Origin of the sequence: Hoeflea prorocentri, from assembly GCF_027944115.1 — a bacterium.
Taxonomy (GTDB): Bacteria; Pseudomonadota; Alphaproteobacteria; order Rhizobiales; family Rhizobiaceae; genus Hoeflea_A; species Hoeflea_A prorocentri.
Genome location: NZ_JAPJZI010000001.1, coordinates 3,916,475 through 3,940,902, shown reverse-complemented (window position 1 = coordinate 3,940,902; position 24,428 = coordinate 3,916,475). Strand labels below are relative to the sequence as shown.

General features: G+C 59.3%; 26 protein-coding genes. 23 read left to right on the top strand and 3 right to left on the bottom strand.

Going from position 1 to position 24,428, the window contains the following annotated elements:
- The first annotated feature begins 93 nt into the window (after positions 1-93).
- Both hpf and ptsN read left to right on the top strand, forming a co-directional pair.
- On the top strand, positions 94-666 hold the full coding sequence (gene hpf / locus OQ273_RS18525; protein WP_267992247.1) for a ribosome hibernation-promoting factor, HPF/YfiA family: 573 nt from the start codon (positions 94-96) through the stop codon (positions 664-666).
- A 71-nt stretch (positions 667-737) separates the two neighbouring features.
- The gene (gene ptsN / locus OQ273_RS18520) at positions 738-1,202 is read left to right on the top strand and encodes a PTS IIA-like nitrogen regulatory protein PtsN (protein WP_267992245.1); all 465 of its coding nucleotides are present in this window, start codon (positions 738-740) and stop codon (positions 1,200-1,202) included.
- A 109-nt stretch (positions 1,203-1,311) separates the two neighbouring features.
- On the opposite strand, the gene OQ273_RS18515 is transcribed toward ptsN, so the two are convergent.
- Together OQ273_RS18515 and OQ273_RS18510 are read right to left on the bottom strand one after the other, a co-directional pair.
- Positions 1,312-1,566 (bottom strand): BQ00720 family protein, encoded by a 255-nt coding sequence (locus OQ273_RS18515; RefSeq protein WP_267992243.1) that lies wholly within the window; start codon positions 1,564-1,566, stop codon positions 1,312-1,314.
- Between the two features lie 78 nt (positions 1,567-1,644).
- A complete protein-coding gene (locus OQ273_RS18510) occupies positions 1,645-2,070 on the bottom strand; it encodes an Hsp20 family protein (RefSeq protein WP_267992241.1) in 426 nt (141 codons plus the stop codon).
- A 151-nt stretch (positions 2,071-2,221) separates the two neighbouring features.
- Here OQ273_RS18510 and OQ273_RS18505 point away from each other — a divergent pair, with 151 nt between their 5' ends.
- On the top strand, positions 2,222-3,175 hold the full coding sequence (locus OQ273_RS18505; RefSeq protein WP_276562337.1) for a nucleoside hydrolase: 954 nt from the start codon (positions 2,222-2,224) through the stop codon (positions 3,173-3,175).
- Here OQ273_RS18505 and OQ273_RS18500 read toward each other — a convergent pair.
- Entirely contained in the window at positions 3,164-4,069 is a 906-nt protein-coding gene (locus OQ273_RS18500) for a ribokinase (RefSeq protein ID WP_267992236.1), read from the bottom strand. The two genes, OQ273_RS18505 and OQ273_RS18500, sit on opposite strands and share 12 nt — an antisense overlap.
- Before the next feature lie 111 nt (positions 4,070-4,180).
- Between OQ273_RS18500 and OQ273_RS18495 the strand changes: the two genes are divergently transcribed.
- The 20 genes from OQ273_RS18495 (at position 4,181) to rimP (ending at position 24,395) form a co-directional block, all read left to right on the top strand.
- The gene (locus OQ273_RS18495; protein WP_333781696.1) at positions 4,181-7,015 is read left to right on the top strand and encodes a [protein-PII] uridylyltransferase; all 2,835 of its coding nucleotides are present in this window, start codon (positions 4,181-4,183) and stop codon (positions 7,013-7,015) included.
- The gene (gene murJ / locus OQ273_RS18490; RefSeq protein ID WP_267992234.1) at positions 7,012-8,574 is read left to right on the top strand and encodes a murein biosynthesis integral membrane protein MurJ; all 1,563 of its coding nucleotides are present in this window, start codon (positions 7,012-7,014) and stop codon (positions 8,572-8,574) included. The genes OQ273_RS18495 and murJ overlap by 4 nt, the downstream gene beginning before the upstream one ends.
- 10 nt (positions 8,575-8,584) lie before the next feature.
- Positions 8,585-8,974, top strand: coding sequence for a VOC family protein (locus tag OQ273_RS18485; protein WP_267992232.1), 390 nt, complete (start codon positions 8,585-8,587; stop codon positions 8,972-8,974).
- A 78-nt stretch (positions 8,975-9,052) separates the two neighbouring features.
- On the top strand, positions 9,053-10,117 hold the full coding sequence (trpS, locus tag OQ273_RS18480; protein ID WP_267992230.1) for a tryptophan--tRNA ligase: 1,065 nt from the start codon (positions 9,053-9,055) through the stop codon (positions 10,115-10,117).
- A gap of 77 nt (positions 10,118-10,194) precedes the next feature.
- Entirely contained in the window at positions 10,195-10,686 is a 492-nt protein-coding gene (locus tag OQ273_RS18475; RefSeq protein WP_267993145.1) for a universal stress protein, read from the top strand.
- A gap of 124 nt (positions 10,687-10,810) precedes the next feature.
- Positions 10,811-11,374 carry a NifU family protein gene (locus OQ273_RS18470; protein ID WP_267992228.1) on the top strand — a complete coding sequence of 188 codons (564 nt, stop codon included), beginning with the start codon at positions 10,811-10,813 and terminating at the stop codon, positions 11,372-11,374.
- A gap of 36 nt (positions 11,375-11,410) precedes the next feature.
- Positions 11,411-12,256, top strand: coding sequence for an alpha/beta fold hydrolase (locus OQ273_RS18465; protein WP_267992226.1), 846 nt, complete (start codon positions 11,411-11,413; stop codon positions 12,254-12,256).
- Positions 12,237-12,911: a tRNA (adenosine(37)-N6)-threonylcarbamoyltransferase complex dimerization subunit type 1 TsaB gene (gene tsaB / locus OQ273_RS18460; protein WP_267992224.1), complete on the top strand. Its 675-nt coding sequence runs from the start codon at positions 12,237-12,239 to the stop codon at positions 12,909-12,911. Before OQ273_RS18465 ends, tsaB begins: the two co-directional genes overlap by 20 nt.
- On the top strand, positions 12,908-13,399 hold the full coding sequence (locus OQ273_RS18455) for a GNAT family N-acetyltransferase (protein WP_425493392.1): 492 nt from the start codon (positions 12,908-12,910) through the stop codon (positions 13,397-13,399). Before tsaB ends, OQ273_RS18455 begins: the two co-directional genes overlap by 4 nt.
- Before the next feature lie 42 nt (positions 13,400-13,441).
- Positions 13,442-13,870, top strand: coding sequence for a Fur family transcriptional regulator (locus OQ273_RS18450; RefSeq protein ID WP_267992222.1), 429 nt, complete (start codon positions 13,442-13,444; stop codon positions 13,868-13,870).
- A 51-nt stretch (positions 13,871-13,921) separates the two neighbouring features.
- Positions 13,922-14,749: a lyso-ornithine lipid O-acyltransferase gene (olsA, locus tag OQ273_RS18445; RefSeq protein WP_267992221.1), complete on the top strand. Its 828-nt coding sequence runs from the start codon at positions 13,922-13,924 to the stop codon at positions 14,747-14,749.
- A 156-nt stretch (positions 14,750-14,905) separates the two neighbouring features.
- Positions 14,906-16,306: a tRNA (N6-isopentenyl adenosine(37)-C2)-methylthiotransferase MiaB gene (gene miaB / locus OQ273_RS18440; protein ID WP_267993143.1), complete on the top strand. Its 1,401-nt coding sequence runs from the start codon at positions 14,906-14,908 to the stop codon at positions 16,304-16,306.
- Positions 16,303-17,361 (top strand): PhoH family protein, encoded by a 1,059-nt coding sequence (locus OQ273_RS18435; RefSeq protein WP_267992219.1) that lies wholly within the window; start codon positions 16,303-16,305, stop codon positions 17,359-17,361. The genes miaB and OQ273_RS18435 overlap by 4 nt, the downstream gene beginning before the upstream one ends.
- A gap of 8 nt (positions 17,362-17,369) precedes the next feature.
- Positions 17,370-17,885, top strand: coding sequence for an rRNA maturation RNase YbeY (ybeY, locus tag OQ273_RS18430; RefSeq protein WP_267992217.1), 516 nt, complete (start codon positions 17,370-17,372; stop codon positions 17,883-17,885).
- Positions 17,886-17,891: 6 nt separating this feature from the next.
- Complete coding sequence (locus OQ273_RS18425; RefSeq protein WP_267992215.1) at positions 17,892-19,067, top strand: hemolysin family protein; 1,176 nt, start codon at positions 17,892-17,894, stop codon at positions 19,065-19,067.
- Between the two features lie 172 nt (positions 19,068-19,239).
- Positions 19,240-20,826: an apolipoprotein N-acyltransferase gene (lnt, locus tag OQ273_RS18420; RefSeq protein WP_267992213.1), complete on the top strand. Its 1,587-nt coding sequence runs from the start codon at positions 19,240-19,242 to the stop codon at positions 20,824-20,826.
- 162 nt (positions 20,827-20,988) lie between these two features.
- On the top strand, positions 20,989-21,408 hold the full coding sequence (locus OQ273_RS18415; protein WP_267992211.1) for a helix-turn-helix domain-containing protein: 420 nt from the start codon (positions 20,989-20,991) through the stop codon (positions 21,406-21,408).
- A gap of 216 nt (positions 21,409-21,624) precedes the next feature.
- Positions 21,625-22,905 carry a methionine adenosyltransferase gene (gene metK, locus OQ273_RS18410; RefSeq protein WP_267992209.1) on the top strand — a complete coding sequence of 427 codons (1,281 nt, stop codon included), beginning with the start codon at positions 21,625-21,627 and terminating at the stop codon, positions 22,903-22,905.
- 41 nt (positions 22,906-22,946) lie between these two features.
- Entirely contained in the window at positions 22,947-23,645 is a 699-nt protein-coding gene (trmB, locus tag OQ273_RS18405) for a tRNA (guanine(46)-N(7))-methyltransferase TrmB (RefSeq protein WP_267992207.1), read from the top strand.
- A gap of 141 nt (positions 23,646-23,786) precedes the next feature.
- Positions 23,787-24,395 carry a ribosome maturation factor RimP gene (gene rimP, locus OQ273_RS18400; protein WP_267992205.1) on the top strand — a complete coding sequence of 203 codons (609 nt, stop codon included), beginning with the start codon at positions 23,787-23,789 and terminating at the stop codon, positions 24,393-24,395.
- The last annotated feature ends 33 nt before the right edge of the window (positions 24,396-24,428 follow it).

Sequence of the window (24,428 nt, the reverse complement as noted above, 5' to 3'; positions counted from 1 at the left end):
CGTCCCCGGAGCATCAATTTGAACGCCGTTCGGCTTGGATGGCGTGACAGACTCGCATAGACTGCGGCAACATCGAGGAAAAAGGGTTGTAAAATGAGCTTACGCGTATCGGGCAAACATATGGAAATCGGCGAGACGTTCCGTACGCGAATAGAAGACCGGATAGGCGACGCCGTAACCAAATATTTCGACGGGGGCTTTTCGGGCCAGGTAACCGTCGAGAAGTCCGGTTCCCGTTTTTCAACCGACTGTCTCGTGCATCTCGATACCGGCGCTTCCCTTCAGGCGACCGGACAGGCTCAGGAGCCTCAGGCCAGCTTCGATGCGGCGGCCGAGCGGGTGGAAAAGCGGCTGCGGCGCTACAAGCGCCGCCTGAAGGACCATCATGCGGGAAATCACGCCAATAGCGCGGAAGTTGCCTATCGGGTGATGGATTCGGGACCGCAGGATGAAGAAGAGGTTCCGGAGGATTATGCTCCGGCAATTGTCGCCGAGTCCTCCAAGATTATTAAGACCATGACGGTGGCCGGCGCCGTCATGGCGCTGGATATGACCGATAATCCGGTTTTTGTGTTTCGTAATGCCGGCAACAACGAAGTGAACGTTGTTTATCGTCGCAACGACGGAAACATCGGCTGGATCGATACCGCCGATATCAAGTCGTAGACGCAACTTAGATCGCCAACGGCACCACGCGCTGTTGGCCAAATACACTTTTGACACTCGAGGAACTGGCGATGTCACTTGCGGATTTGATTGTACAGGACGCAATACTGCCTGCACTCAAGGTAAACTCGAAAAAGCAGCTTCTACAGGAATTGTCGGCAAAGGCGGCGCAGGTCACCGGACTGTCCGAGCGCGAGATATTTGACGTGATCCTGCAGCGCGAGCGGCTCGGCTCAACGGGCGTGGGCAATGGCATTGCGATTCCGCACGGAAAGCTGACCACAATACGGGATATTGTCGGCGTTTTTGCAAGGCTGCCCGAGCCCGTTGATTTTGAGGCTCTGGACGATCAGCCGGTTGATCTCGTCTTCCTCTTGCTTGCGCCCGAAGGCGCCGGCGCTGATCATCTGAAGGCGCTGTCGCGTATTGCGCGCGTCCTGCGTGACGGGGAACTTGTCACCAAGCTGCGCGATACCGAATCCGACGCGGCTATCTATGCGTTTTTGACTGATTCACCGGCCTCCAACGCCGCCTGAATCAGCTACGCAGCGCATATGAATCAAAAACCCGCGAACGGCCGTTCGCGGGTTTTGTCGTCTGTCGCATCATGAGGAACGGCCATCGGCCCTCCGGATGTCCAAAGACCTAGTGGACGCTGACCGGGTTGATCTCATCTTCCACGGCCTTGCCCCACGCGGTCGACGGGTCGTCGCTCAAAAACAGCGGCGTGCCGTCTGCGTTGAACAGGCCCCAAAGGTCGATGCCCGATTCCATTTTCGGAACACCCGGAAACCGTTCCTGGACTTCGTCGGAACTGATCTTGCGGATATATCCGACCTCTCCGGCGCCCAGATGCGCCAGCTCGTCCTTGGTAATTTCAATTTTTCTTTCAAAGCCCATGGTCCTGTCCTCCTTTCGGGGATGATGCCGGCGCCGTCATGGGCGCAGCATCGGATGGAACGGGTTGCGAAGCCGGGGTCAGTCCCTGACCGAAATATTGATCCGTTTGGTCTCGCGCTCAGGTTCAGGTTTGACCAGATCGATTGCAAGCAGCCCGTTCTTGAGGTCGGCCGTCAGCACGCGCATACCGTCGGCCAGCATGAAGGCACGCTGGAACTGGCGCGCGGCGATGCCGCGATGAAGGTACTCACGATCTTCCGTATCAACCTGGCGTCCGCGGATAATGAGCTGGTTTTCCTGAACGGTGACGTCCAGATCATCCTGCGAAAATCCGGCGACAGCCAAGGTGATGCGAAGGGTCTCCCCTTGCGAATCGCGAGCAGGCAGTCTCTCGATGTTATAGGGAGGATAACCGTCGCTGCCTTTGGCAATGCGCTCCAGCGTCTTTTCCATGGTATCGAAGCCGAGCAGAAGCGGGCTCGAAAAAGGTGTCATACGCGACATTTTTCCATCCTGTCCTTGGTTTCAAGCGACATGTTGGCGGGCCTGACTACAGCGCCCGTCTTTACGTCTATATGGGGTGTAAAAATGATTTCGCAAGCATATTGCGGTTCCCCGGGTCTGGGCGCATAGTCACGTGCAAACAGAGGACACTATGGCCGACGAAATCAGCGAACCCATTAAAATCATTATCGATACCGATCCGGGGCAGGACGACGCAGTGGCCATTTTGCTGGCGCTGGCAAGCGACCGGCTCAACGTGCTGGGCATAACGGCGGTGGCCGGCAACGTGCCTCTTGCACTGACCGAAAAGAACGCAAGAAAGATTTGCGAACTGGCGCGCAAGCCTGGAACGCGCGTCTATGCCGGCGCCAAGTCACCGATGGAGCGGCCGCTCGTGACGGCCGAATATGTCCACGGCAAATCCGGTCTTGACGGTCCGCAGCTACCGGAACCGGATATGCCGTTGCAACCGCTTCACGGTGTGGACTTCATTGTCGAGACACTCCTGGCCGAACCTGCCGGTGAGGTCACGATATGCGCGCTCGGCCCGTTGACCAATCTTGCCCTCGCCCTTCAGCAGGCGCCCCAGATTGCCGAGCGCGTCCGTCAGATCGTGCTGATGGGCGGCGGTTTTTTCGAAGGCGGCAATGTCACGCCGGCAGCCGAATTCAACATCTATGTCGACCCGGAAGCCGCGAAGATGGTGTTTGCCTCCGGTATCCCCATTGTCATGATGCCGCTCGACGTTACCCATAAGGTGCTGACGACGCGCAGCCGGCTTGATGTCATCGGCAAGCTTGCAACGCCGGTATCGAAAGCCGTTGTTGAATTGCTGGAGTTCTTCGAGCGCTACGATGAAAGCAAATACGGGATCGAAGGCGGTCCATTGCACGATCCGACTGTGATTGCCTGGCTGCTGCAGCCGGATCTGTTTTCCGGGCGTTACTGCAATGTCGAGATTGAAACGCAATCACCGCTGACAGAGGGCATGACGGTGGTCGACTGGTGGCAGGTCACGGACCGGCCGCATAATGCGCTGGTGATCCGCGATGTCGACGCAGACGGTTTCTTCGCGCTTCTGACCGATCACCTTTCAAGGCTCTAAAGCGGCAACAACGTCCTGCTTGAAGGGGATTGCCGGTTGTGCGCCGTGTTTGAGGCAGGCAAGGCTTCCCGCGGCGGCGGCTTTTTTGAGCGCGGTCTCGAAATCATCGCCCCCGTCGAGCGCTGCGGCCAGATAGCCGCAAAATGTGTCGCCGGCTCCAACGGTATCGACAGGATCGATCACAAGGCCCTGTGTGCGGATCAGCGCACCATCATGCGCGGCAATCACGCCATCGGCGCCCAGCGTGACGATCAGTGTCTGGCCGGATGCGGCATGCAGATCGGCAAGAAGTGTCTCGCGAAGGGCCGGCTCGATGTCCGTTCTGCCGGCGAGCCTTTCAAATTCGGTCTCATTGGCAATGACGATGTCGGCCAGAGTAGCGAGCTCGACAGCGTCATCGGTGAGCGGAGCAATATTGAGAACCGAAACCACACCCTGCTCGCGGGCCGCAGCCAGGGCCGTGCTGACTGCCTCGGCAGGGACTTCCAGTTGAAGCAGCAGGTAATCGCCTTTGTCCATGTCGCCAAGGGCTGACTGCGCATCCGCCGCACTCACGTGACCATTCGCTCCCGGAACAACGGCGATGCTGTTTTCACCGTCATGTTCCACCAGTATGACAGCCGTTCCCGTCGGCCCATCGGTTGTCTGAACCATCGTCAGATCCACGCCTGCTTGCGCCAGCAGTCCGAGCGAGGCCTTGGCAAACTGATCATCGCCCACGGCTCCGGTCATGCGGGTTTTGCTGCCGGCTCGCTGTGCTGCGAGGGCCTGGTTGGCGCCCTTGCCCCCGGCCGCCGTCGCAAATGTGCTGCCGATAACCGTCTCGCCGGGTCGCGGCAGTCGGTCGACGGTTGCTATCAGATCCATATTGATGGAGCCGAGAACAGTAATCATGGTCAGGTTCCTCAGGCAGGCTGTGCAATCTATTTGCGGTGGTTCTTTCACGGAAAAAGCGCTACAGCAAGCCGACAGTTTCCCGTTTGGATTTGGATGCAACGGCCCTGCATGACACTGAAAGACCTGCAAATTGAGCGGATATGCGATGCAGAAGCGCTTCGCGCGCAATGCGACGCCATTGCCGGTGAAGCCAGGGACGTTACGTCGCAGGACACGCGCAATGCCCTGTTTGCCCTGCTCAAAAAGGCAGTTGCGGATGGCCGCAACACCATTTCCGATATGTTGCGCGAGGACGGCAGCGGGCTGAAATGCGCCCGCCGCCTCTCTCTGCTGCAGGATGAAATCATTCGCGTGCTGTTCGAATTTGCGACCGAGCGGGTTTATCCCGTGGAAAACCCATCAACGTCGGAGCATATGGCGGTTGCCGCGGTCGGCGGCTATGGGCGGGAGACACTGGCGCCGGGGTCCGACATCGATATCCTGATCATCCTGCCCTACAAACAGACGGCCTGGACGGAGCAGGTGGTCGAATATGTGCTCTACATGCTCTGGGACATGGGCTTCAAGGTCGGGCACGCGACCCGAAATGTCGATGAGTGCATTCGCCTTTCCAACAGCGATATGACCATTCGTACAGCCATACTGGATGCCCGTTTTCTTTGTGGCGCCAAGGTCCTCTACGACGAGATGGAACAGCGTTTCGACGCGGAGGTCGTCCGCAACAGCGCCCGCGCCTTTATCGCCGCCAAGCTGGCCGAACGCGATGTGCGTCACCAGAAGGCCGGCGATACGCGTTATCTGGTCGAACCCAATGTCAAGGAGGGCAAGGGCGGTCTGAGGGATTTGCAGACGCTGTTCTGGCTGGCAAAATACTATTACCGCGTTCGCGCCCTGAAAGACCTTGTCAAACGCGGCGTGCTCTCCCGACGCGAGGCGAAACTGTTCGAAAAGTCGGAGGATTTTCTCTGGGCCGTGCGGTGCCACATGCATTTTCTCACCGGCAAGGCCGAGGAGCGCCTGTCCTTCGACATACAGCGGGAAATCGCGGCCGATCTCGGCTATCACGATCATCCCGGCCTGTCGTCGGTCGAGCGTTTCATGAAACACTATTTTCTTGTCGCCAAGGATGTCGGCGACTTAACGCGCATCCTGTGCGCCGCGCTGGAGGATGAGGAAGCCAAGGAAACGCCCGGCTTGTCGCGCGTGTTCCGACGGCTTGCGCATCGCCGCCGCAAGATCCCGGGCACATTGGACTTTCTTCAGGACAATGGCCGTATCACGGTCGTGGACGAGGAGATCTTCAAGCGTGATCCGGTCAACCTGATCCGCCTGTTCCATCTGGCCGATATCCATGACCTGATGTTTCATCCCGATGCGCTGAAGCTTGCAAAGCGCTCCCTTTCGCTGATCAATGCGAAGGTACGTGAAGACGAGGAAGCCAACCGGCTCTTCCTGTCGATCCTGACATCGCCACGCCGTCCGACGCTGATCCTGACGCGCATGAACGAGGCCGGTGTCCTCGGGCGGTTCATCCCGGAATTCGGCCGCATCGTTTCCATGATGCAGTTCAACATGTATCACCACTACACGGTGGACGAACATCTGCTACGAGCCGTCGATGTTTTTTCCAGCATCGAGAAGGGCACCGAGGACGACGCCCATCCGTTGACCGCCAGCATCCTTCCCGACATCAAGGAGCGGGAAGTGCTCTATGTCGCCCTTTTGCTGCACGATATCGCCAAGGGTCGTCCGGAGGACCATTCCGTTGCCGGCGCCAGGGTGGCGCGCAAATTGTGTCCGCGCCTCGGCCTCACGCCGGAACAGACGGACACGGTTGCCTGGCTGGTGAGCGAACATCTGACCATGTCAATGATTGCGCAGTCGCGCGATTTGCACGATCGCAAGACCATCGAGGATTTTGCCGAGGTTGTTCAGTCGCTGGACCGGTTGCGGCTGCTTCTTGTCCTGACCATTTGCGATATCAGGGCCGTGGGCCCGGGCGTGTGGAATGGCTGGAAGGGTCAGCTGCTGCGAACGCTTTACGGAGAGACCGAGCTGATGCTTTCAGGCGGTTTTTCCGCCGTGTCGGGCAAGGAAAGGGCGCAAGAGGCCCGCGCGCTTCTTGGCGATGCGCTTGCCGACTGGCCTGAAGCCGAGCGCGAGAACTACCTTAACCTGCACTATCTGCCTTACCTCTTGACCGTGCAGCTTGAAGATCAGGTGAGGCATGCGGAATTCATCCGCCGGACACGCGAGGCCGGCAAACCGCTGGCCACGATGGTGCGCACACATTCTTTCCACGCCATAACGGAGATCACGGTCCTGGCGCCCGATCATCCGCGGCTTCTGTCCATCGTGACCGGGGCCTGTGCGGCGGCCGGGGCCAATATCGCCGACGCGCAGGTTTACACCACATCGGACGGACGTGCGCTGGACACGATCATGATCAATCGTGAGTTCAGCGAGGATGAAGATGAACTGCGTCGGGCCGAACGCATCGGCGCGATGATTGAGGCAGTACTGGCCGGACAGAAGCATCTGCCCGAGGTGATCGCCCACAAGACGCGTCATCGCCGCAAGACCAAACCGTTTACCGTGACACCCAAGGTCAGCGTCAACAACAACCTGTCCAACTATTTTACCGTAATCGAGCTGGAAGGCCTGGACCGCACCGGGCTCCTGTCCGAGATCACAGAAATCCTCTCCGATCTCTCGCTCGATATCGCCTCGGCGCACATCACGACCTTCGGGGAGAAGGTCATCGATACGTTTTACGTGACCGATCTTTTCGGCCACAAAATCACCAATGAGAACCGTCACGCAAACATCATTGCGCGTCTCAAGGCGGTCCTCGCCGGTATCGAAGAAGAAGTACGCCAGAAAATGCCCCAGGGAATGATCGCCCCGCCGAGGGAAAAGGGCAGGCGGGTCGGCCAGCAATGAGCCTGCTGCGCAAATTCGCCAGCGTGGGCTCCGCGACCATGGCAAGCCGGGTGCTGGGGTTTGTCCGCGAGGCGCTGATCGCCTTTGTTCTCGGTGCCGGGCCGGTTTCCGATGCGTTTTACGCCGCCTTCCGCTTCCCGAACCTTTTCAGACGTCTTTTTGCCGAAGGCGCGTTTAACGCCGCGTTCATTCCGCTTTTTGCCAAGGAGCTGGAAGGCGGCGGCGAAAAGGCGGCGGAGCTTTTTGCCCGTCAGGTCCTGTCGGTTCTGCTTTTTGTCCTCATTGCCCTGTCGGCGCTTGCGATGATTTTCATGCCTTTCCTCGTCGGCACGGTGATCGCACCCAAATTTGCCGAGATCCCGGAAAAATTCGATCTGACGGTACTCCTGACCCGGATCATGTTCCCCTATCTCGCCGCCATGTCCCTGGTGGCGATGCTGTCAGGCATCCTCAACTCCTATCGGAAGTATTTTCTGGCCGCGATCAGCCCCGTGCTGCTTAATGTGGTGCTGGTGGCCGTGCTCGTTCTGGCGGTGCGTCTGAATGCCGATCCAAGGACCATCGGCATTTCCATGGCCTCTGGCGTCATGTTGTCCGGCCTGTTGCAGCTTGGTCTTCTGGTCTATGGCGTGCGCCGCGCCGGTTTCCATGTCCGGATCGGCACCCCGCGCCTGACGCCGCCCGTCCGCCGGCTCCTGTGGCTGGCGCTTCCTGCGGCGATCACCGGCGGTATCACGCAGCTCAATCTCTTGATCGGTCAGATCATTATCTCCGGACAGGACGGCGCGATATCGATGGTCAACTATGCCGACCGCATCATTCAGCTTCCACTGGGGGTCATTGGGATCGCGATCGGCGTTGTCCTGCTGCCGGAACTGTCCCGGGCGCTCAAGGAAGGCAACGCACCCGCCGTCAACCAGTTGCAGAACAGCAGCTTGGAATTCGGTCTGGGGTTGACGGTACCCGCCGCCGTCGCTTTTGCGATCATTCCGGCGCCGGTCGTCGCGCTTTTGTTCGAGCGCGGGGAATTCACCCGTGAGACGACGATGGTCACCGCAGCCGTTCTGGCGGCGTTTGCGGCCGGACTTCCGGCCTTTGTGCTCAACAAGATCTTTACACCATCCTTCTATGCGCGCGAGGACATGCGCTCCCCCATGTGGTTTGCCGGTGTCAACGCGGCTGTTAACGTGGCAGGCAGCCTGATCCTTTTTCCGATTGTCGGGGTCAAGGGGGTCGCCATTGCAACATCCGCCGCCGGCTGGGTGAATGTCATCCTGCTTGGCGGGTTGCTTTACAAGGAAGGCCAGTTCATGCCGACCCGGCTGACGCTGCGCCGCGTTGTGCTGGTTATCGTCGCCAGCGCGCTCATGGGACTGGCTCTGTATCTCGCGCTGCTGGTGATCGGCCCGGCTGTGATGGATGGGTCGTTCCTGATGCGCCTTGGCCTGATGCTGATTCTGATCGCCGGCGGCGTTCTGGTTTACTTCGCCATTGTACTGCTGACCGGCGCAATGGACAGGGCTCAACTGCTCTCGCTTGTGTCGCGCAGGCGTGTGTGAGGCGAAGACCGTGCCGTCGATTGCTTACGTCACCCTTATCGTTCCGTCCTACGAGGAGGCGCTGGCCTTTTTTGTCGGCGTTCTGAACTTCGATCTGATCGATGACAACCGGATGCCCGACGGCAAACGTTGGGTGCTTGTGCGGCCGAGCGACGGCTCCGGGACGGCCCTGCGTATTGCCGAGCCCGCCAATGCGAGACAGGCCGCCCGCATCGGCGATCAGGCGGGCGGGCGGGTGTCCTTTTTCCTTTCCACCGGCGACTTCCAGGCGGACCACGCGCGGATGTTGAAAAACGGGGTCGTTTTCCTCGAAGAGCCCAGGACCGAGCCCTACGGAACCGTCGCTGTTTTCCTCGATCCGTTCGGCAACCGCTGGGACCTGCTGCAGCCGGTCGACTGAATTCCCTTGATAAGCGCGTTGCGTGCGTGCATAACCCGCCGCGATATCCGATCCCGAACACGATTTTCAGGAAGTTCCATGTCCGAGTTCAAGCCGCTGGTCTTTTCCGGGGTGCAGCCCACCGGTAATTTGCACCTGGGCAATTATCTGGGCGCGATCCGCAAGTTTGTCGCCCTTCAGGAAAGCCACGACTGCATTTATTGCGTTGTCGATCTTCACGCCATAACCGCGCAACTTGTCCATGACGATCTTGCCGGTCACACGCGCGCCATCACCGCTGCGTTCCTTGCTTCCGGGATCGACCCGAAGGCTCACATCGTCTTCAACCAGAGCCGGGTGTCCGGGCATGCCGAGCTCGCCTGGATTTTCAATTGTGTGGCGCGCATCGGCTGGATGAACCGGATGACCCAGTTCAAGGACAAGGCCGGCAAGGATCGCGAGAACGCCTCGCTTGGCCTGCTGGCCTATCCGAGCCTCATGGCGGCCGATATCCTGGTTTACCGGGCGACCCACGTGCCCGTCGGTGACGATCAGAAACAGCATCTGGAACTGACGCGTGACATTGCACAGAAGTTCAATATCGACTTTTCGCAGCGCATTGCCGAAACCGGTCTCGGCGTCGATATGCTTGTCGGCGAGGAACGGGTAAACGGCTATTTCCCGCTCACCGAACCGCTGATCGGTGGGCCGGCTCCGCGGGTGATGAGCCTGCGCGACGGCACCAAGAAAATGTCGAAATCGGATGTGTCGGACCTGTCGCGGATCAATCTGACGGACGATGCCGATACGATTGCCAAGAAAATCCGCAAGGCCAAGACGGACCCCGAACCGCTTCCGGGCGATGTCGAGGGCCTGGAAGGACGGGCGGAAGCCGATAACCTCGTCGGTATCTATGCCGCTCTCTCCGATACGACCCGCGAAGCGGTGATTTCGGAGTTTGCCGGGCAGCAGTTTTCGGCCTTCAAACCGGCCTTGACGGAGCTTGCCGTCAGCGTCATGTCGCCGATTAATGACGAGATGCGGCGTCTTCTGGAAAGCCCGGACCACATCGACGACGTGTTGCGTGATGGTGGTGAGCGGGCAGCAGAGATAGCCGGTCAAACCATGAAGGATGTCAAGGACATCATCGGCCTGCTGCGCTAGGGTATAGCCATTTCGCATTGGGGACCGCAGGAAACTAACGCTTGCCGCGGCGCTGGGCCGGTGGCAAACTCCGCGCCATGGTATCGAAGCGACTATCAAGGGAAGAAGGTCACCGGCGCAAGTTTCTTGCCGTGATCGATGACACGCCAGAATGTGAGCGGGCGGTTCACTATGCCGCCAGCCGTGCCAAGCGCACCAATGGCGTCCTCGTCCTGATCTACGTCATCGAGCCGGGTGACTTTCAGCACTGGCTCGGCGTCGAGGAGATCATGAAGGCCGAACAGCAGGAAGAAGGCAGCGCGACCCTGGAGCGTTTTGCCGCGCAGGTGCGGGAAAATGCCGGTATCGAGCCGGAACAGCAGATCCGCATGGGCAAGACGGTCGATGAGATTCATTCGCTGATCGAAGAAGACCAGGATATTGCGATCCTTGTCCTTGCCGCCGGGTCGGCCAAGGACGGGCCGGGGCCGCTGGTCGCCTCAATTGCCGGGCGCGGTGCTGCCTTCCCGATCCCGGTCACCGTGATTCCGGATGCGCTCAGTGACGAGGACATCGAAGCACTCAGTTAAAACTGACCGGCGAAAGACCCAAGCCATCCGCATCTTCTTGAAGTCGCATGCCATGTGCCTTATTTTTCAGCCATAATTCAGGCGGGCCGGCGCGAATCGCCCTTTTGGCCCAGGAGTACAGCCAATGTTCATACAAACAGAAGCCACGCCCAATCCGGCGACACTGAAATTCCTGCCTGGAAAGGTGGTTTACGAAGGCGGTTCGGCCGATTTCCGCGATCCCGACAGCGCAGCCGAAGCATCGCCGCTTGCCGCTCGGCTGTTCACCGTACATGGCGTGACCGGCGTGTTCTTTGGTTACGACTTCATCACGGTGACCAAGGACGACGCTGATTGGCAGCACCTCAAGCCGGCGATCCTCGGTGCGATCATGGAGCACTTCATGTCGGGCCAGCCTGTCATGAACAGTGAAGCCGGGTCCGATCTGGAAGACGAAGGCGAGTTCTATGACGAGGCCGATGAATCGATTGTCGCGACCATCAAGGAGCTTCTGGAAACACGCGTGCGTCCGGCCGTTGCACAGGACGGCGGCGACATTACCTTCAAGGGCTATAAGGAAGGACGTGTGTTCCTGCATATGAAGGGCGCCTGCGCCGGATGTCCTTCGTCGACGGCAACGCTGAAGCACGGCATTCAGAACCTTTTGCGCCATTTCATTCCCGAAGTTCAGGAAGTTGAAGCCGTCTGACAGCGGCTGACGATTTTTTAGACGACGAATAATGTGATGGATCTGCCCGGGGGCGACGAGCGGATGCCCGAAACGATGCATGAAATAGGTGGGGAACAGATATTCGTGGCCGATTCCGGCGGCGATCTGCCTGCTCTGCTTTTTATTCACGGCACCATGATGGACGGAACGGTCTGGGACAAGCAGGTTGCCGTTTTCCGCGACCGATACCGTTGCGTCTGCCCTGACCTGCGCGGTCATGGACGCTCAACGGCCCGGTCCCCGGATATCAGTTTCGAAGATCATTGCGACGATCTCAACACCCTGATTGAAGAGCTTTCCCTGAAGGACATCACGCTGCTCGGCTGGTCGATGGGCGGCTGCATCACCCAGGTTTTCGTGACCCGCTATCCGGGCGTGGTTTCGCGTCTTGTGCTGATCGACACCATTCCTCAAAGACTGTCGGATGAGCATTTCCCCTACGGCCAGGACCCTGGAAGTACACCGAAGACCAGACATGCGCTTGAGACCAATTTCGAAGCGACAGCTCGGGGGTTTGGACCCCGTATCGCACCGGAAGATGAAGCCGTTGCGGCGTATATCTCCGACCTTGCGGCAAGGGCGCGCCAGGATGTCACGATCAATGACTACGTGACGACCGACGAGCGCTCGCAAATCGGCCTCCTGCCGCACATCACGCTGCCGACGACGATTGTCAGCGGTGACAGGGACCTGGTCTGCAAACCAGGCGCCAGCACCTTCATGGCCGAGCATATTCCGGGCTGCACTGACGGGGTCCATGTGATTGCCGGTGCCGGCCATGCGCCGTTTTTGACACATGCGGACGAGTTCAACGCCATTTTATCGAATGCACTTGAAGCCCATGATCACGCTCGCGGTTGATACATCTGCCGGCGATTGTGCGGCATGCATCTGCGATTCGTCCGAACGCGGCGAGCTTGGCCGCTCGGTCGAGCACATAGGGCGCGGCCATGCGGAGCGGCTTTTTCCCGTCATTGCGCGGGCAATGAACGACGCAAAGGTCTCCTACGGAGATCTTGAGCGCCTTGGCGTGTGCATCGGCCCCGGTTCCTTTACCGGTCTGCGTGTCGGCGTATCGGCAATGCGTGGTCTTTCGCTGGCCCTCGGCATACCGCTGGCGGGTGTAAGCGTGTTCGAGGCGCTTGTCTTTTCGGCGCGGCCCGGCAGCCCGGTGCTGGCAGTCCTCGACGCTCGCCGCGGCGAGGTTTATACGCAACTCTTCGATGGAGCCGGCCACCCCGTCGGTGAAGCCGCCGCGATGCTGCCTTCCGAAGCCGCACAATTGGCCGCAGAGGCCGGTGCGATGCTTCTGGGCTCCGGCGCCCCTCTCGTGATCGCGGAAAAAGGCACACTTGGCGTATTGTCTGCTGAGGCGAGCGCCGATATCGGCGCAATCGCCAGGCTTACCGCCGGCGCGAGCCAGCCGGACGCGGCGCCAAGGCCGCTTTACCTTCGCGCTGCCGACGCCAAGCCGCAGACAGGATTTGCCGTCAGCCGGCAGGAGGCGCATCCGTGAGCGCATCGTCCCTGTTTGGATGGAGCGAGGAGTTCGAGATCGTGCCGATGACGCCGGCCGATTGCGCCGAGGCGTCGATACGTCATTCGGAAGGCTTTTCGCGGCCATGGACCGATGGAGAGATCGAGGCGCTGCTGGTTCAGGAACCGGTTTTCGGATTTGTCGCTCGGCGCCCGGGCAAGTGGCAGGCATCGGGCGGCTTTGTTCTGGCGCGCCTTGTTGAAGGCGAGGCGGAGATCCTGACTCTCGCCGTCAGGCCGAAAAACAGAAGAAGCGGCATAGGCTGGCGTCTTATGGGCGCCGTTTTGCGTCACCTTCGCTCCGAGGGCGCCGAATGCCTTTTCCTGGAGGTTGATGAAGGCAACGAGGCGGCGTTGTCGCTCTACCGCAGGATCGGCTTTACCAAGGTGGCGGAACGTGCGGCTTATTACGACGAGGGTGGAGGAGCAAGGACGGCGGCGCTTGTCATGCGGCTCGATCTTGGGTAGGCCAGTCCCTGAATTTGCAATGTGGCGGCTGTGAGGTTGCGCGTGACAGATCAGGTAAAGTCCCTTGAGCAATTGTGCGTCGAGCGCGGCATGCGCATGACCGAACAAAGGCGGGTTATTGCGCGGGTGCTCGAGGGGGCGGCAGACCACCCGGATGTCGAAGAACTGTACCGGCGGTCGGCCGATGTCGATCCGAACATATCGATTTCGACTGTTTACCGGACGGTAAAGCTCTTTGAGGATGCCGGTATCATAGAACGCCACGATTTTCGTGACGGCCGCTCGCGATACGAGACGGTTCCGGACGAACATCATGATCATCTGATTGATCTCAAGACCGGCAAGGTGGTTGAGTTCCAGTCCGCCGAGATAGAGGCCCTGCAGGAAAAGATCGCCCGCGAACACGGCTTCAAGCTGGTGGACCATCGCCTTGAGCTCTACGGAGTTCCGCTCGCCAAGACAGAGGACTGACATGATTGCCCATCGTGCGGACAATCGCCTCGGTGAAATGAGGCCGCGCCGGTGATCGCATGGATTCGCATCGTCGCCGTGTTGGTGCTGATCGTCCTGTGGACGCTGCTTTTGTTGCCCGTGCAGCTCACGTCGAACCGTTTTGGCTGGAAGCTCTCCTGGTACCTGCCGCGCCGGTGGCACCGGGTTGCGGCCCGTCTGCTTGGTCTGCGCATCATCACCCATGGCGCACTTGATACACACAGGCCGTTGATGATTGCCGCCAACCACAGCAGTTGGAAAGACATCATTGTGCTATCCTGCGTGGCCGATGTGGTCTTCATCGCCAAATCCGAGGTGCGCAGCTGGCCGGTCTTCGGCTGGCTTGCCCGCTGGCAGCGGACAGTCTTCATTGAGCGCGAAAGGCGGCGTCAGACCGGTGAACAGGTCAGTGAGGTCGCCAAGAGGCTGGCTGACGGCGAAATCGTCGTCCTCTTTGCCGAGGGCACCACATCGGACGGCAACCGCATCCTCGATTTCAAAAGTTCCCTTTTCGGAGCGGCAGCGTCCGCATTGGGGGCCTCGCCCACCGGCAGCGTCTCAATCCAGCCCGTGGCGATCGCCTATACCCACGCCAATGGCGTGCCGCTCGGCCGCTACGGCCGCCCGCTGGCAGCCTGGCCGGGTGATACCGAGTTGCCGCCGCACCTGATGGGCATCCTTAAGGAGGGAGCGCTGGACGTACATGTGTGTTTCGGTGAGCCGGTTCGCTATGACGAAAACAGCAATCGCAAACGTGTAACGCGCGACATCGAACGGCAGGTCCGGGCGATGCATCAACACCAGCTTTACGGTGTTGATATGCCGTCATCCGAACTGCTTCCGTCCCAATCGGAATGACCAGACCCTTCAGTAGCGATCATGGTTTTGGCTTGACTCTGCCGCAAACAGCCGCGATTGGCTGTCGGGAACACTATATAATCCGGCAATAAAGCGGTATTGGCGGCCATAGAACCCATTTGGAAAACACATATGCAGACCGAGACACTGACAAAGATGTCTGAAACGGAACAGCAGAGCCCGGGCGAAAATATGCGCAAGGTCTTCGTGAAGACCTATGGCTGCCAGATGAATGTCTACGATTCGGACCGCATGGCCGACGCGCTGGCCCGTGACGGCTATCAGACGACCGACAAACCCGAAGACGCCGACCTGTTATTGCTCAACACATGCCACATTCGTGAAAAGGCCGCTGAAAAGGTCTATTCCGAGTTGGGGCGTATCCGTCAGCTTAAACAGGCGCGGGCCGAGCAGGGCCGTGACATGATGGTCGGCGTGGCCGGCTGTGTCGCACAGGCCGAAGGCCAGGAGATCATCCGTCGCGCGCCGATTGTCGATCTGGTCATCGGGCCGCAGACCTACCACCTGTTGCCGCAGGCTGTCGCCCGGGCGCGGGGCGGCGAGAAGGTCGTCGAAACCGAATATGCGATCGAGGACAAGTTCGATCACCTGCCGCAAGCGGAAAAGAAGGTCATCGCCTCGCGTGGCGTCACCGCCTTTTTGACCGTACAGGAAGGGTGCGACAAGTTCTGCACATTCTGCGTGGTGCCCTATACGCGCGGCTCCGAGGTTTCCCGCCCGGTTGAGCAGATTGTTGCCGAGGCGCAGGGGCTGGTCGAGGCAGGTGTGCGTGAAATCACCCTGCTTGGTCAAAACGTCAATGCATGGCACGGCGAGGGGCCGGACAACCGCGAATGGGGGCTTGGCGAGCTGCTGCGCCGGCTGGCGGAGATCGACGGCCTGGAGCGGTTGCGTTACACAACCAGCCATCCGCGCGACATGGACGATGCGCTCATCGGGGCCCATCGCGATCTCGGCAAGCTGATGCCCTATCTTCATCTGCCCGTTCAGGCCGGGTCCGATGCGGTGCTGAAGGCCATGAACCGGCGGCATACAGCTGACGATTATCTGCGCCTTGTGGAAAGAATTCGCAGTGCCCGCCCGGACATCGCGCTCTCGGGAGATTTCATCGTTGGTTTTCCGGGCGAGAGCGATGCCGATTTCGAAGACACGCTGCGCCTGATCGAAACCGTACGCTACGCGCAGGCCTTTTCCTTCAAATACTCGCCGAGGCCCGGAACGCCGGGCGCCGAACGCGAGGATCAGGTCGCTGAGGACGTTAAATCGCAGCGGCTGGAACGGCTGCAGGCGTTGCTTCGAAAGCAGCAAACCGACTTTGCCCAAAGCTGTGTCGGAACCGAGATCGATCTGCTGCTGGAAAAGCCCGGAAAGCTTCCCGGACAGCTGATCGGTCGCTCCCCGTGGCTTCAGCCGGTGATAGTTGATGCAAATTCGTCGCAAATCGGTGAAATTATACGGGTGAGAATCACGCAGGCCGGGGCGAACTCGTTGTTTGCCGAACCGCTGCGGGCCGACATCGGGAGTGTGACCGTTTGAACAAAGCCGAGACGATCAGGAAAAAGACGGCAGGGTCCAGGGCCGGTGCGTCCGATACGACGCATATCGTGCTGACCTTTGAAAACAATCGTCTTGCCAGCGAGTTGTTTGGTCAGTTTGACCAGAATCTTGCTCTGATCGAGCAGAAACTGGGCGTTGATGCGCGCGCGCGGGGCAACCAGGTATCGATACAGGGCGAGGCGTCGGCCATAAACCAGGCCCGCCGCGCGCTCGACTATCTCTATGAGCGGCTTCAGGACGGTGAAGAGGTGCAGACCTCCGATGTCGAGGGCGCGATACGCATGTCGGTTGCCGCCGACGACCAGCTAACCCTCCCGACCATGGAGAAGAAGGGCAAGATGGCCTTTGCCCAGGTCGCGACCCGGAAAAAGACCATAGTCGCGCGGACGCCCAATCAGGATGCCTATATCCGGGCCATGGACCGCGCCGAGCTACTGTTCGGCATCGGTCCCGCCGGAACCGGCAAGACCTACCTGGCCGTGGCCCATGCCGCGCAGCTTCTTGAGCGTGGTCTGATAGAAAAGATCATCCTGTCGCGTCCGGCCGTCGAGGCCGGTGAGCGCCTCGGCTATCTGCCGGGCGACATGAAGGAGAAGGTCGATCCCTATCTCCGCCCCCTCTACGACGCACTTTACGACATGATCCCGGGCGAGAAGGTCGAGCGTGCGATTACAGCCGGTGTTATTGAGATTGCGCCTCTGGCATTCATGCGCGGTCGCACGCTTTCCAATGCCGCCGTTATCCTCGATGAAGCGCAGAACACGACGTCAATGCAGATGAAGATGTTCCTGACGCGGCTGGGCGAGAATGCCCGCATGATCGTGACGGGCGATCCGAGCCAGATTGATCTGCCGCGCGGCGTGAAGTCCGGACTGGTGGAAGCACTTCATATTCTCAAGGGCGTAGAAGGTGTTGTGACAGTGCGTTTCCGCGACACCGATGTAGTGCGCCATCCGCTCGTGGCGCGCATTGTCGCCGCCTATGATGCCGAAAACACGATGATTGCCGACAGCGGCAAGCCTGATCGCGGTTAGCGGCGGCAATGCCGGCGGGCGAAACTATCGACATTCAAATCAGCATCGAAGCAGGCGGCTGGCCGGACGCGGGCGTACTCGAAGCGCTTTGCGCGCGTACGATCGTGGCGACATGCGATTATCTGGAACGTGTGGAAGGGCAGCCGTTCCCCAAGGCCGGATGCGAGCTGTCGCTGCTCTTTGCAGATGACAAAATGGTCCGGGAGATCAACGGCAAATGGCGCGATCAGGACAAGCCGACAAATGTGCTGTCCTTTCCCGCAGTCCCTGTTACGCCCGGCCAATTGCCGGGCCCCATGCTGGGGGATATCCTGTTTGCGCGCGAAACGATCGCACGCGAGGCAGACGCTATGGATATCGCTTTCGATAACCATCTGATCCATCTTCTCGTGCATGGATTTTTGCATCTGTTAGGCTATGATCATATCGATGATGACGATGCGCGGATAATGGAAGGCCACGAGACTCGTATTTTGGCGATGCTCAACCTATCTGACCCTTATGAAAACACATCTCCGGCCTGACGAATGATGAGCGAGCAATCCAGCAATGCGGCGCCGGCAGAAGCGTCTGCCGGTTCACAGGATTCAGAAAGCAGTGAAGACCCGGGAAGTAGGCAGCTTCCGGTTGTCGTCGATCAACCGGACCGCAGCGGTCTTGGCTGGTGGTCGCGTTTCCTGAGGCTGTTCAAGTCATCCGACGGGTACAGCCTGCGCGAGGATCTGAAAGACGCGCTTTCCGCTGATGGCCCGTTGGGCGCTGCCTTCACGCCCGAAGAACGCGCGATGTTGCACAACATTCTGCGCCTGCGTGAGGTGCGCGTTGAGGACGTAATGATCCCGCGTGCTGAAATCATTGCGGTTGAATGCGGCATAACGCTCGACGAGCTGATGGCGCTGTTTGAAGAATCCGGACATTCCCGCATGCCGGTCTATGGCGATACGCTCGATGATCCGCGCGGCATGGTGCATATACGTGACCTTGTCGCCCACTTGACAATTCAGGCCCGCAACAAGCGGCGCGGCCCGCGCAATGGCAGCGCCAAATCCGCAAACGGCAACGCACAGCCGAAGAAGGAAAAGCCTGCGAAAGCGGCTGCATTCGATCTGACGCGCGTCGATCTGAGCAAGACCGTGGACGAAGCCGGCATTGTCCGCGATGTGCTCTTCGTGCCGCCGTCCATGCTGGCCTCCGATCTCATGCAGAGGATGCAGGCGATGCGCACCCAGATGGCGCTGGTGATCGATGAATATGGCGGTACGGACGGTCTGGTATCCCTTGAAGACATTGTCGAGATGGTCGTCGGCGATATCGAAGACGAGCACGACGATGAAGCTGACATGATCACGCGCGTCTCCGAGGATGTGTTTGTTGCCGATGCACGTGCCGAACTCGAGGATATCGTCGAGGTGATCGGCGGCGACTTTAACGTTGGCGACAAGGCCGACGATGTCGACACGCTTGGCGGTCTTATCTACTCGGCGATCGGCCGTATCCCGGCTCGTGGCGAGGTCGTCCGGGCTTTGCCGCAGTTCGAGTTTCATGTCCTGGATGCCGACCCGCGCCGCATTCGCCGGGTGCGTATCGTGCGTCGCCGTATGTTCGAGCGCCGGCGCAGGCCGGTCAAGGCGGACACCGGCAAATCCGAAACGGCAACCAAAGGCTCGGGCAAGCAGCCGGAGCCGGCCGGACAGGACACGCCCTGACGCCCGGATGCGATATGCCTCAGTCTCGTCGGTCGGCGTGTCGGCCTACAGGTAAACATACGTGGACTTTGCTATAACGCCTTGAGCGCGGGTGATTCGCGCAGCGGTGGCGTGCATGTGCCCATGCGCGTCTTGCGTGGGAAATCAGCGTCCATCGGCAGTTGGAGGGGTTATGGAGCGTCTGGCCGGGAAGATTATGCTGCTTTGGGGGCCAAAGCGGTGGATCGTCTCTTTTTGTGCCGGTGCAGTGGGTGTTCTCGCACTGCCGCCCTTCGATTTCTTCGCAGCCCTGTTTATATCCTTCACGCTGCTTGTCTGGCTGCTGGACGGGGCCAGCGGCAATGCCGATTCCGGTCCGCTCGGACGGCTCGGGCCGGCCTTCTGGACCGGATGGTGGTTCGGTTTCGGATATTTCGTTGGCGGTCTGTGGTGGCTCGGCAATGCGCTGTTGATCGAAGCCGAGGAATTTGCCTGGGCTCTGCCGCTGGCGGTGCTGGGTCTCCCGGCATTGCTGTCGCTCTTTTTCGGCTTGGCCACGGCGTTCGCACGAATTTTGTGGTCGGACGGTCTTGGCCGCATTTGCGCGCTTGCCGCGGGGTTTGGCGTAGCCGAGTGGTTAAGAAGCTTCGTGCTGACAGGCTTCCCGTGGAATGCCATCGGTTACGGCCTGATGCCCGCCCCGCTGATGATGCAGTCTTCAGCGCTCGTCGGCATCTTCGGAATGTCGGCGCTGGCGGTCTTCATTTTTTCGGTTCCGGCACTGATCGCAACGCGGCGCGGCCTCGTTCCGGGCTTTGCCATCGCGCTGGCGCTGCTTGTTGCCCATCTCGGCTTTGGTTATTGGCGGCTCGCACAGCCTTTGCCCGAGCCGGATGACGCGATTGTCTTCCGCATTGTGCAGCCGTCGGTGGATCAATCGGAAAAATGGGATGACGGCGAACGCATGCGCATCTTTACCACCTTGCTGGAGCTGTCTGCCGCGCCTTCGGAAAACGGATTGCAGCCGACCCATATCGTCTGGCCCGAAACCTCCGTCCCGTTCCTGCTGACCGCCAATCCGGAGGCCCTGGCGCTGATCGGCGAGATGCTCAAGGACGGTCAGACGCTGATTGCGGGGGCGGTGCGCGAGGAACGTGGCGAAACGGGTTCAAGGACACGCTATTACAACTCCATCTTCGTCATAGACGATGCCGGCCAGATCACCGCCGCAGCGGACAAGCTGCATCTTGTTCCCTTCGGCGAATACCTGCCCCTGGCGGATCTGCTGAACCGGGCCGGTCTCGATACGATTGCCGAAACGCCCGGTGGGTTTTCTGCCGGAAGCAGGCGTTATACTGTCCCGGTTGCCGGCGGCAGGCGTTTTTTACCATCGATCTGCTATGAGATAATATTTCCGGATGGGCTGGAGGCGGAGGGGCCGCCTGCAGACTTCATCCTCAACGTAACAAACGATGCCTGGTACGGCCGCACACCCGGCCCGCATCAGCACTTTCGTCAGGCCCAGTTGCGTGCAGTGGAAACCGGCATGCCGCTCGTGCGGGCCGCAAACAACGGAATATCTGCCGTAACCGACGCCAGGGGGCGTATTGTCGACGGTATGAAACAAAACGTGATTGGTGTCGTTGATTTTGTACTGCCGCAAAAAACACCCAAAAATGTGGGCATATTATCGGCTGGTTTAGCGTTCTGGTTGGTTATCGCAATGCTTTTAGCGGGCGCCGCCGTTTCACGTTACAGTTTTAGGAAAACTGCCGATTGACGCAAAACCCCTAAAATTGCATAGATAATATTTGTAGAAGTAGAACTGCTGGTGTTGCCAATCAGTACAGTCTTCAAAACGGGGCGGGTAAGACTATTACTTTAACAGCGCCAGTGTCCGCAAACACGAGGCAGATGTATTTACATCTGCAGGAAAATGAAAATGACATCCATTGTGAACAAGAAAAAACCGAACCCCATCGATATTCATGTGGGCAGCAGAATTCGGCTGCGTCGCACAATGCTCGGCATGAGTCAGGAAAAACTGGGTGAGGCCCTGGGGATTACGTTCCAGCAAATCCAGAAATACGAGAAGGGAACAAACCGCGTCGGCGCGAGCCGTCTGCAGAATATTTCCTCAATTCTGAACGTGCCTGTTTCATTCTTCTTTGAAGATGCTCCGGGTGATCCGTCGACCGGGCAACCGGGAGCTTCCGAAGCATCCAGTTCGAATTATGTCGTCGATTTTCTGTCTTCATCGGAGGGCCTGCAACTCAACAGGGCTTTCGTGAAAATCGAGGATCCAAAGGTCCGCCGCAAGATCGTCGATCTTGTCAAGGCATTGGCCGCCGACTCCGAATAGGACAAACAATCGGGAAATGGACGACCCCTCTAGCGTCCACGCGCCTTTCCCGACCCCTTTCCTTCATTGCAATTAAGCGTCACGCACAAGGTTTGCCAACACCCGGCGTGTGTCCGGCCTCGTCATATCAAGATATATTTATATCGTTCTGCGCTTGTATTTATCGCTTGTTTTGCATAACAAGTCGGCATTCAGCAGCAGTTCCGAGAGGCGGGCATGGCGCGAAGCAATTATCTGTTTACGAGTGAGTCGGTATCGGAAGGACACCCCGACAAGGTGTGTGACCGGATTTCTGACGAGATTGTCGATCTGATCTACAAGGAGGCGCGTAAGACGGGCGTCGATCCGTGGACGGTTCGTGTCGCCGCGGAAACCCTTGCAACCACAAATCGTGTCGTGATTGCGGGTGAAGTGCGTGTGCCGCCAACGCTGATGAAGAAGGACAAGAACGGCAAGGACGTGATCAATCCGTCGCGTTTTCGCTCCGCCGCCCGCCGCGCCATTCGCGATATTGGCTACGAGCAGGACGGTTTCCACTGGAAGAAAGCGCGCGTGGACGTTCTGCTGCACACACAGTCCGCTGATATCGCTCAGGGCGTGGACAATGCAGCCGACAAGCAGGGTGACGAGGGTGCGGGCGATCAGGGCATCATGTTCGGATACGCCTGTAACGAAACGCCGGATCTGATGCCGGCGCCGATATACTATTCCCATCAGATTCTGCTTCTCCTCGCGCAGGCCCGGAAAAAAGGCGAAGGCGATGCTGCCATGCTTGGACCGGACAGCAAGAGCCAGGTCACGGTTCGCTACGTCGACGGAAAGCCGCACGAGGTCACGCAGATCGTCCTGTCCACCCAGCACCTTCATGACGGCTGGGACTCAGACAAGGTTCGTGAAGTCGTCGAACCCTATATCCGCGAAGCGCTCGGAGACCTGCCGGTCGCGGACGACTGCAACTGGTACATCAACCCGACCGGAAAATTCGTCATTGGCGGCCCGGATGGCGATGCCGGCCTGACCGGCCGCAAGATCATCGTCGACACCTATGGCGGTGCGGCGCCCCACGGCGGTGGCGCCTTCTCGGGCAAGGACACAACCAAGGTCGACCGGTCCGCAGCCTATATGGCCCGTTACCTCGCCAAGAACATCGTTGCCGCAAAGCTTGCCGAACGCTGTACCATTCAACTGTCCTACGCGATCGGTGTGGCCCAGCCACTGTCCATCTATGTGGATCTGCATGGCACCGGCAAAGTGTCCGAGGAACAGGTGGAAGAGGCGATTCGCGACGTGATCGACCTGTCGCCGACCGGAATTCGCCGCCATCTTGATCTCAACCGGCCGATTTACGCCAAAACGGCGGCCTATGGGCATTTTGGACGCAAGAGCGGCCGCGACGGATCGTTTTCCTGGGAAAAGACCGATCTTGTCAAAGCGTTGAAGGCAGCGCTCAAGGCAAAAGCGGCAAACGGTGCCGCACAGGCGGCGGCCGTGATATGATCGGCTGACTTCAAGGCCAATCGTTCAGGAAACACATTGCCATGTCGTCTGAGCGTCCCACACGTGGATCGGAGGCGTTTTTCGGCCGCCGAAAGGGCAAGACGCTGCGTCCTGCGCAAGCAGACGCGCTGTCGGATCTGCTGCCCCGATTGCGGCTAGACCCTGAGACAGCTTCACCGGATGATCTGTCCGAACTCTACACAAGAGCTTTTGGAACCTATCGCCTTGAAATCGGCTTCGGCGGCGGCGAGCACCTGTTGCACCGCGCACATGCCATGCCGCAGACCGGCTTCATCGGGGTGGAACCCTTTGTCAATGGTCTTGCGAAATGTGTCGCAGCGCTGGCCGCCGAACCGCTGGACAATGTCCGCCTTTACGACGATGACGCGACGCGGCTCCTGGATTGGCTGCCCGAGGCATCGCTTGATCAGGTCGATCTGCTCTATCCGGACCCATGGCCGAAAAAAAAGCACTGGAAGCGCCGGTTTGTATCGCCGGTCAATCTTGACCGGATTGCACGTGTCTTAAAGCCGGGCGGCCTGTTCTGCTTTGCCTCCGACATCGACAGCTATGTGAACTGGACCCTGCTTCACACGCGCAATCACAAGCAGTTTTCCTGGCTGGCCACATGCGCCGACGACTGGCGCCTTGCCTATGAGGGGTGGCCCGGCACGCGCTACGAGGCAAAGGCGTTGCGTGAGGGGCGCGTGGCCGCCTATCTCACATTCAAGCGAAGATAGGCGCAATCCGCCTTGCAATCGGCCGGCTTGAAGAGTATATCAGGCCAAAATCTTGATCATCCTGAGCAAGAGTGGGCCGCACGGACCCGCTCTTTTTTGTTACTTGGGTCCGGGTAGGGACCCCGCTTTTAGGGGCGGCGTTTGGCTGAACAGACACTTTCGCAGGACGTAAGCGAAGACAGGCTCATCACCGAGACCGGTCTGGATGCGCGTATTGCATCCATTGTGGAACCGGTCATCACGTCGATGGGTTATCGCCTGGTGCGTATTCGCCTGTCGGGTCAGAATGGCCTGACGCTTCAGATCATGGCCGAGCGCGACGACGGCACGATGACCGTCGAGGATTGCGAGGCCCTGTCGCGCGCATTGTCGCCGGTGCTGGATGTTGAGGATCCGGTCGATCGGGCCTATCATCTGGAAATGTCGTCCCCGGGCATAGATCGCCCGATGGTGCGAAAGTCCGATTTTAAGCGCTGGAGCGGCCACCTCGTCAAATGCGAGACAGCGGTCATGGTCGCCGATCGCAAACGCTTTCGCGGAACCATATCGCAGGTCGATGATGAAGGCTTTCTGCTCACCCGCGATCAGGCAAGTTATGGCGATGAGCCGACGGTCCGTATCCCGTTCGAGGCGTTGAGTGATGCAAAGCTCATTTTGACCGACGATCTTATTCGCGACGCCCTGGCCGCCGACAAGGCCGCCAAGGCAGCGCGCAACGCAAAACATACGCCGCCGGACAATGACGGCTGAATTTGGAACAAGCGGCGCAAGCCGCACCATGCC

What these genes read in the sequence shown, in the direction of transcription:
- OQ273_RS18500 (WP_267992236.1), bottom strand. Translation starts at nt 4,069, where the DNA reads ATGATTACTGTTCTCGGCTCCATCAATATGGATCTGATAGCAACCGTC.
- OQ273_RS18515 (WP_267992243.1), bottom strand. Translation starts at nt 1,566, where the DNA reads ATGGGCTTTGAAAGAAAAATTGAAATTACCAAGGACGAGCTGGCGCAT.
- OQ273_RS18505 (WP_276562337.1), top strand. Translation starts at nt 2,222, where the DNA reads ATGGCCGACGAAATCAGCGAACCCATTAAAATCATTATCGATACCGAT.
- murJ (WP_267992234.1), top strand. Translation starts at nt 7,012, where the DNA reads ATGAGCCTGCTGCGCAAATTCGCCAGCGTGGGCTCCGCGACCATGGCA.
- trmB (WP_267992207.1), top strand. Translation starts at nt 22,947, where the DNA reads ATGTCGTCTGAGCGTCCCACACGTGGATCGGAGGCGTTTTTCGGCCGC.
- OQ273_RS18510 (WP_267992241.1), bottom strand. Translation starts at nt 2,070, where the DNA reads ATGTCGCGTATGACACCTTTTTCGAGCCCGCTTCTGCTCGGCTTCGAT.
- trpS (WP_267992230.1), top strand. Translation starts at nt 9,053, where the DNA reads ATGTCCGAGTTCAAGCCGCTGGTCTTTTCCGGGGTGCAGCCCACCGGT.
- OQ273_RS18495 (WP_333781696.1), top strand. Translation starts at nt 4,181, where the DNA reads ATGACACTGAAAGACCTGCAAATTGAGCGGATATGCGATGCAGAAGCG.
- ybeY (WP_267992217.1), top strand. Translation starts at nt 17,370, where the DNA reads ATGCCGGCGGGCGAAACTATCGACATTCAAATCAGCATCGAAGCAGGC.
- OQ273_RS18470 (WP_267992228.1), top strand. Translation starts at nt 10,811, where the DNA reads ATGTTCATACAAACAGAAGCCACGCCCAATCCGGCGACACTGAAATTC.
- ptsN (WP_267992245.1), top strand. Translation starts at nt 738, where the DNA reads ATGTCACTTGCGGATTTGATTGTACAGGACGCAATACTGCCTGCACTC.
- OQ273_RS18425 (WP_267992215.1), top strand. Translation starts at nt 17,892, where the DNA reads ATGAGCGAGCAATCCAGCAATGCGGCGCCGGCAGAAGCGTCTGCCGGT.
- tsaB (WP_267992224.1), top strand. Translation starts at nt 12,237, where the DNA reads ATGATCACGCTCGCGGTTGATACATCTGCCGGCGATTGTGCGGCATGC.
- miaB (WP_267993143.1), top strand. Translation starts at nt 14,906, where the DNA reads ATGTCTGAAACGGAACAGCAGAGCCCGGGCGAAAATATGCGCAAGGTC.
- OQ273_RS18465 (WP_267992226.1), top strand. Translation starts at nt 11,411, where the DNA reads ATGGATCTGCCCGGGGGCGACGAGCGGATGCCCGAAACGATGCATGAA.
- metK (WP_267992209.1), top strand. Translation starts at nt 21,625, where the DNA reads ATGGCGCGAAGCAATTATCTGTTTACGAGTGAGTCGGTATCGGAAGGA.
- lnt (WP_267992213.1), top strand. Translation starts at nt 19,240, where the DNA reads ATGGAGCGTCTGGCCGGGAAGATTATGCTGCTTTGGGGGCCAAAGCGG.
- OQ273_RS18415 (WP_267992211.1), top strand. Translation starts at nt 20,989, where the DNA reads ATGACATCCATTGTGAACAAGAAAAAACCGAACCCCATCGATATTCAT.
- hpf (WP_267992247.1), top strand. Translation starts at nt 94, where the DNA reads ATGAGCTTACGCGTATCGGGCAAACATATGGAAATCGGCGAGACGTTC.
- OQ273_RS18475 (WP_267993145.1), top strand. Translation starts at nt 10,195, where the DNA reads ATGGTATCGAAGCGACTATCAAGGGAAGAAGGTCACCGGCGCAAGTTT.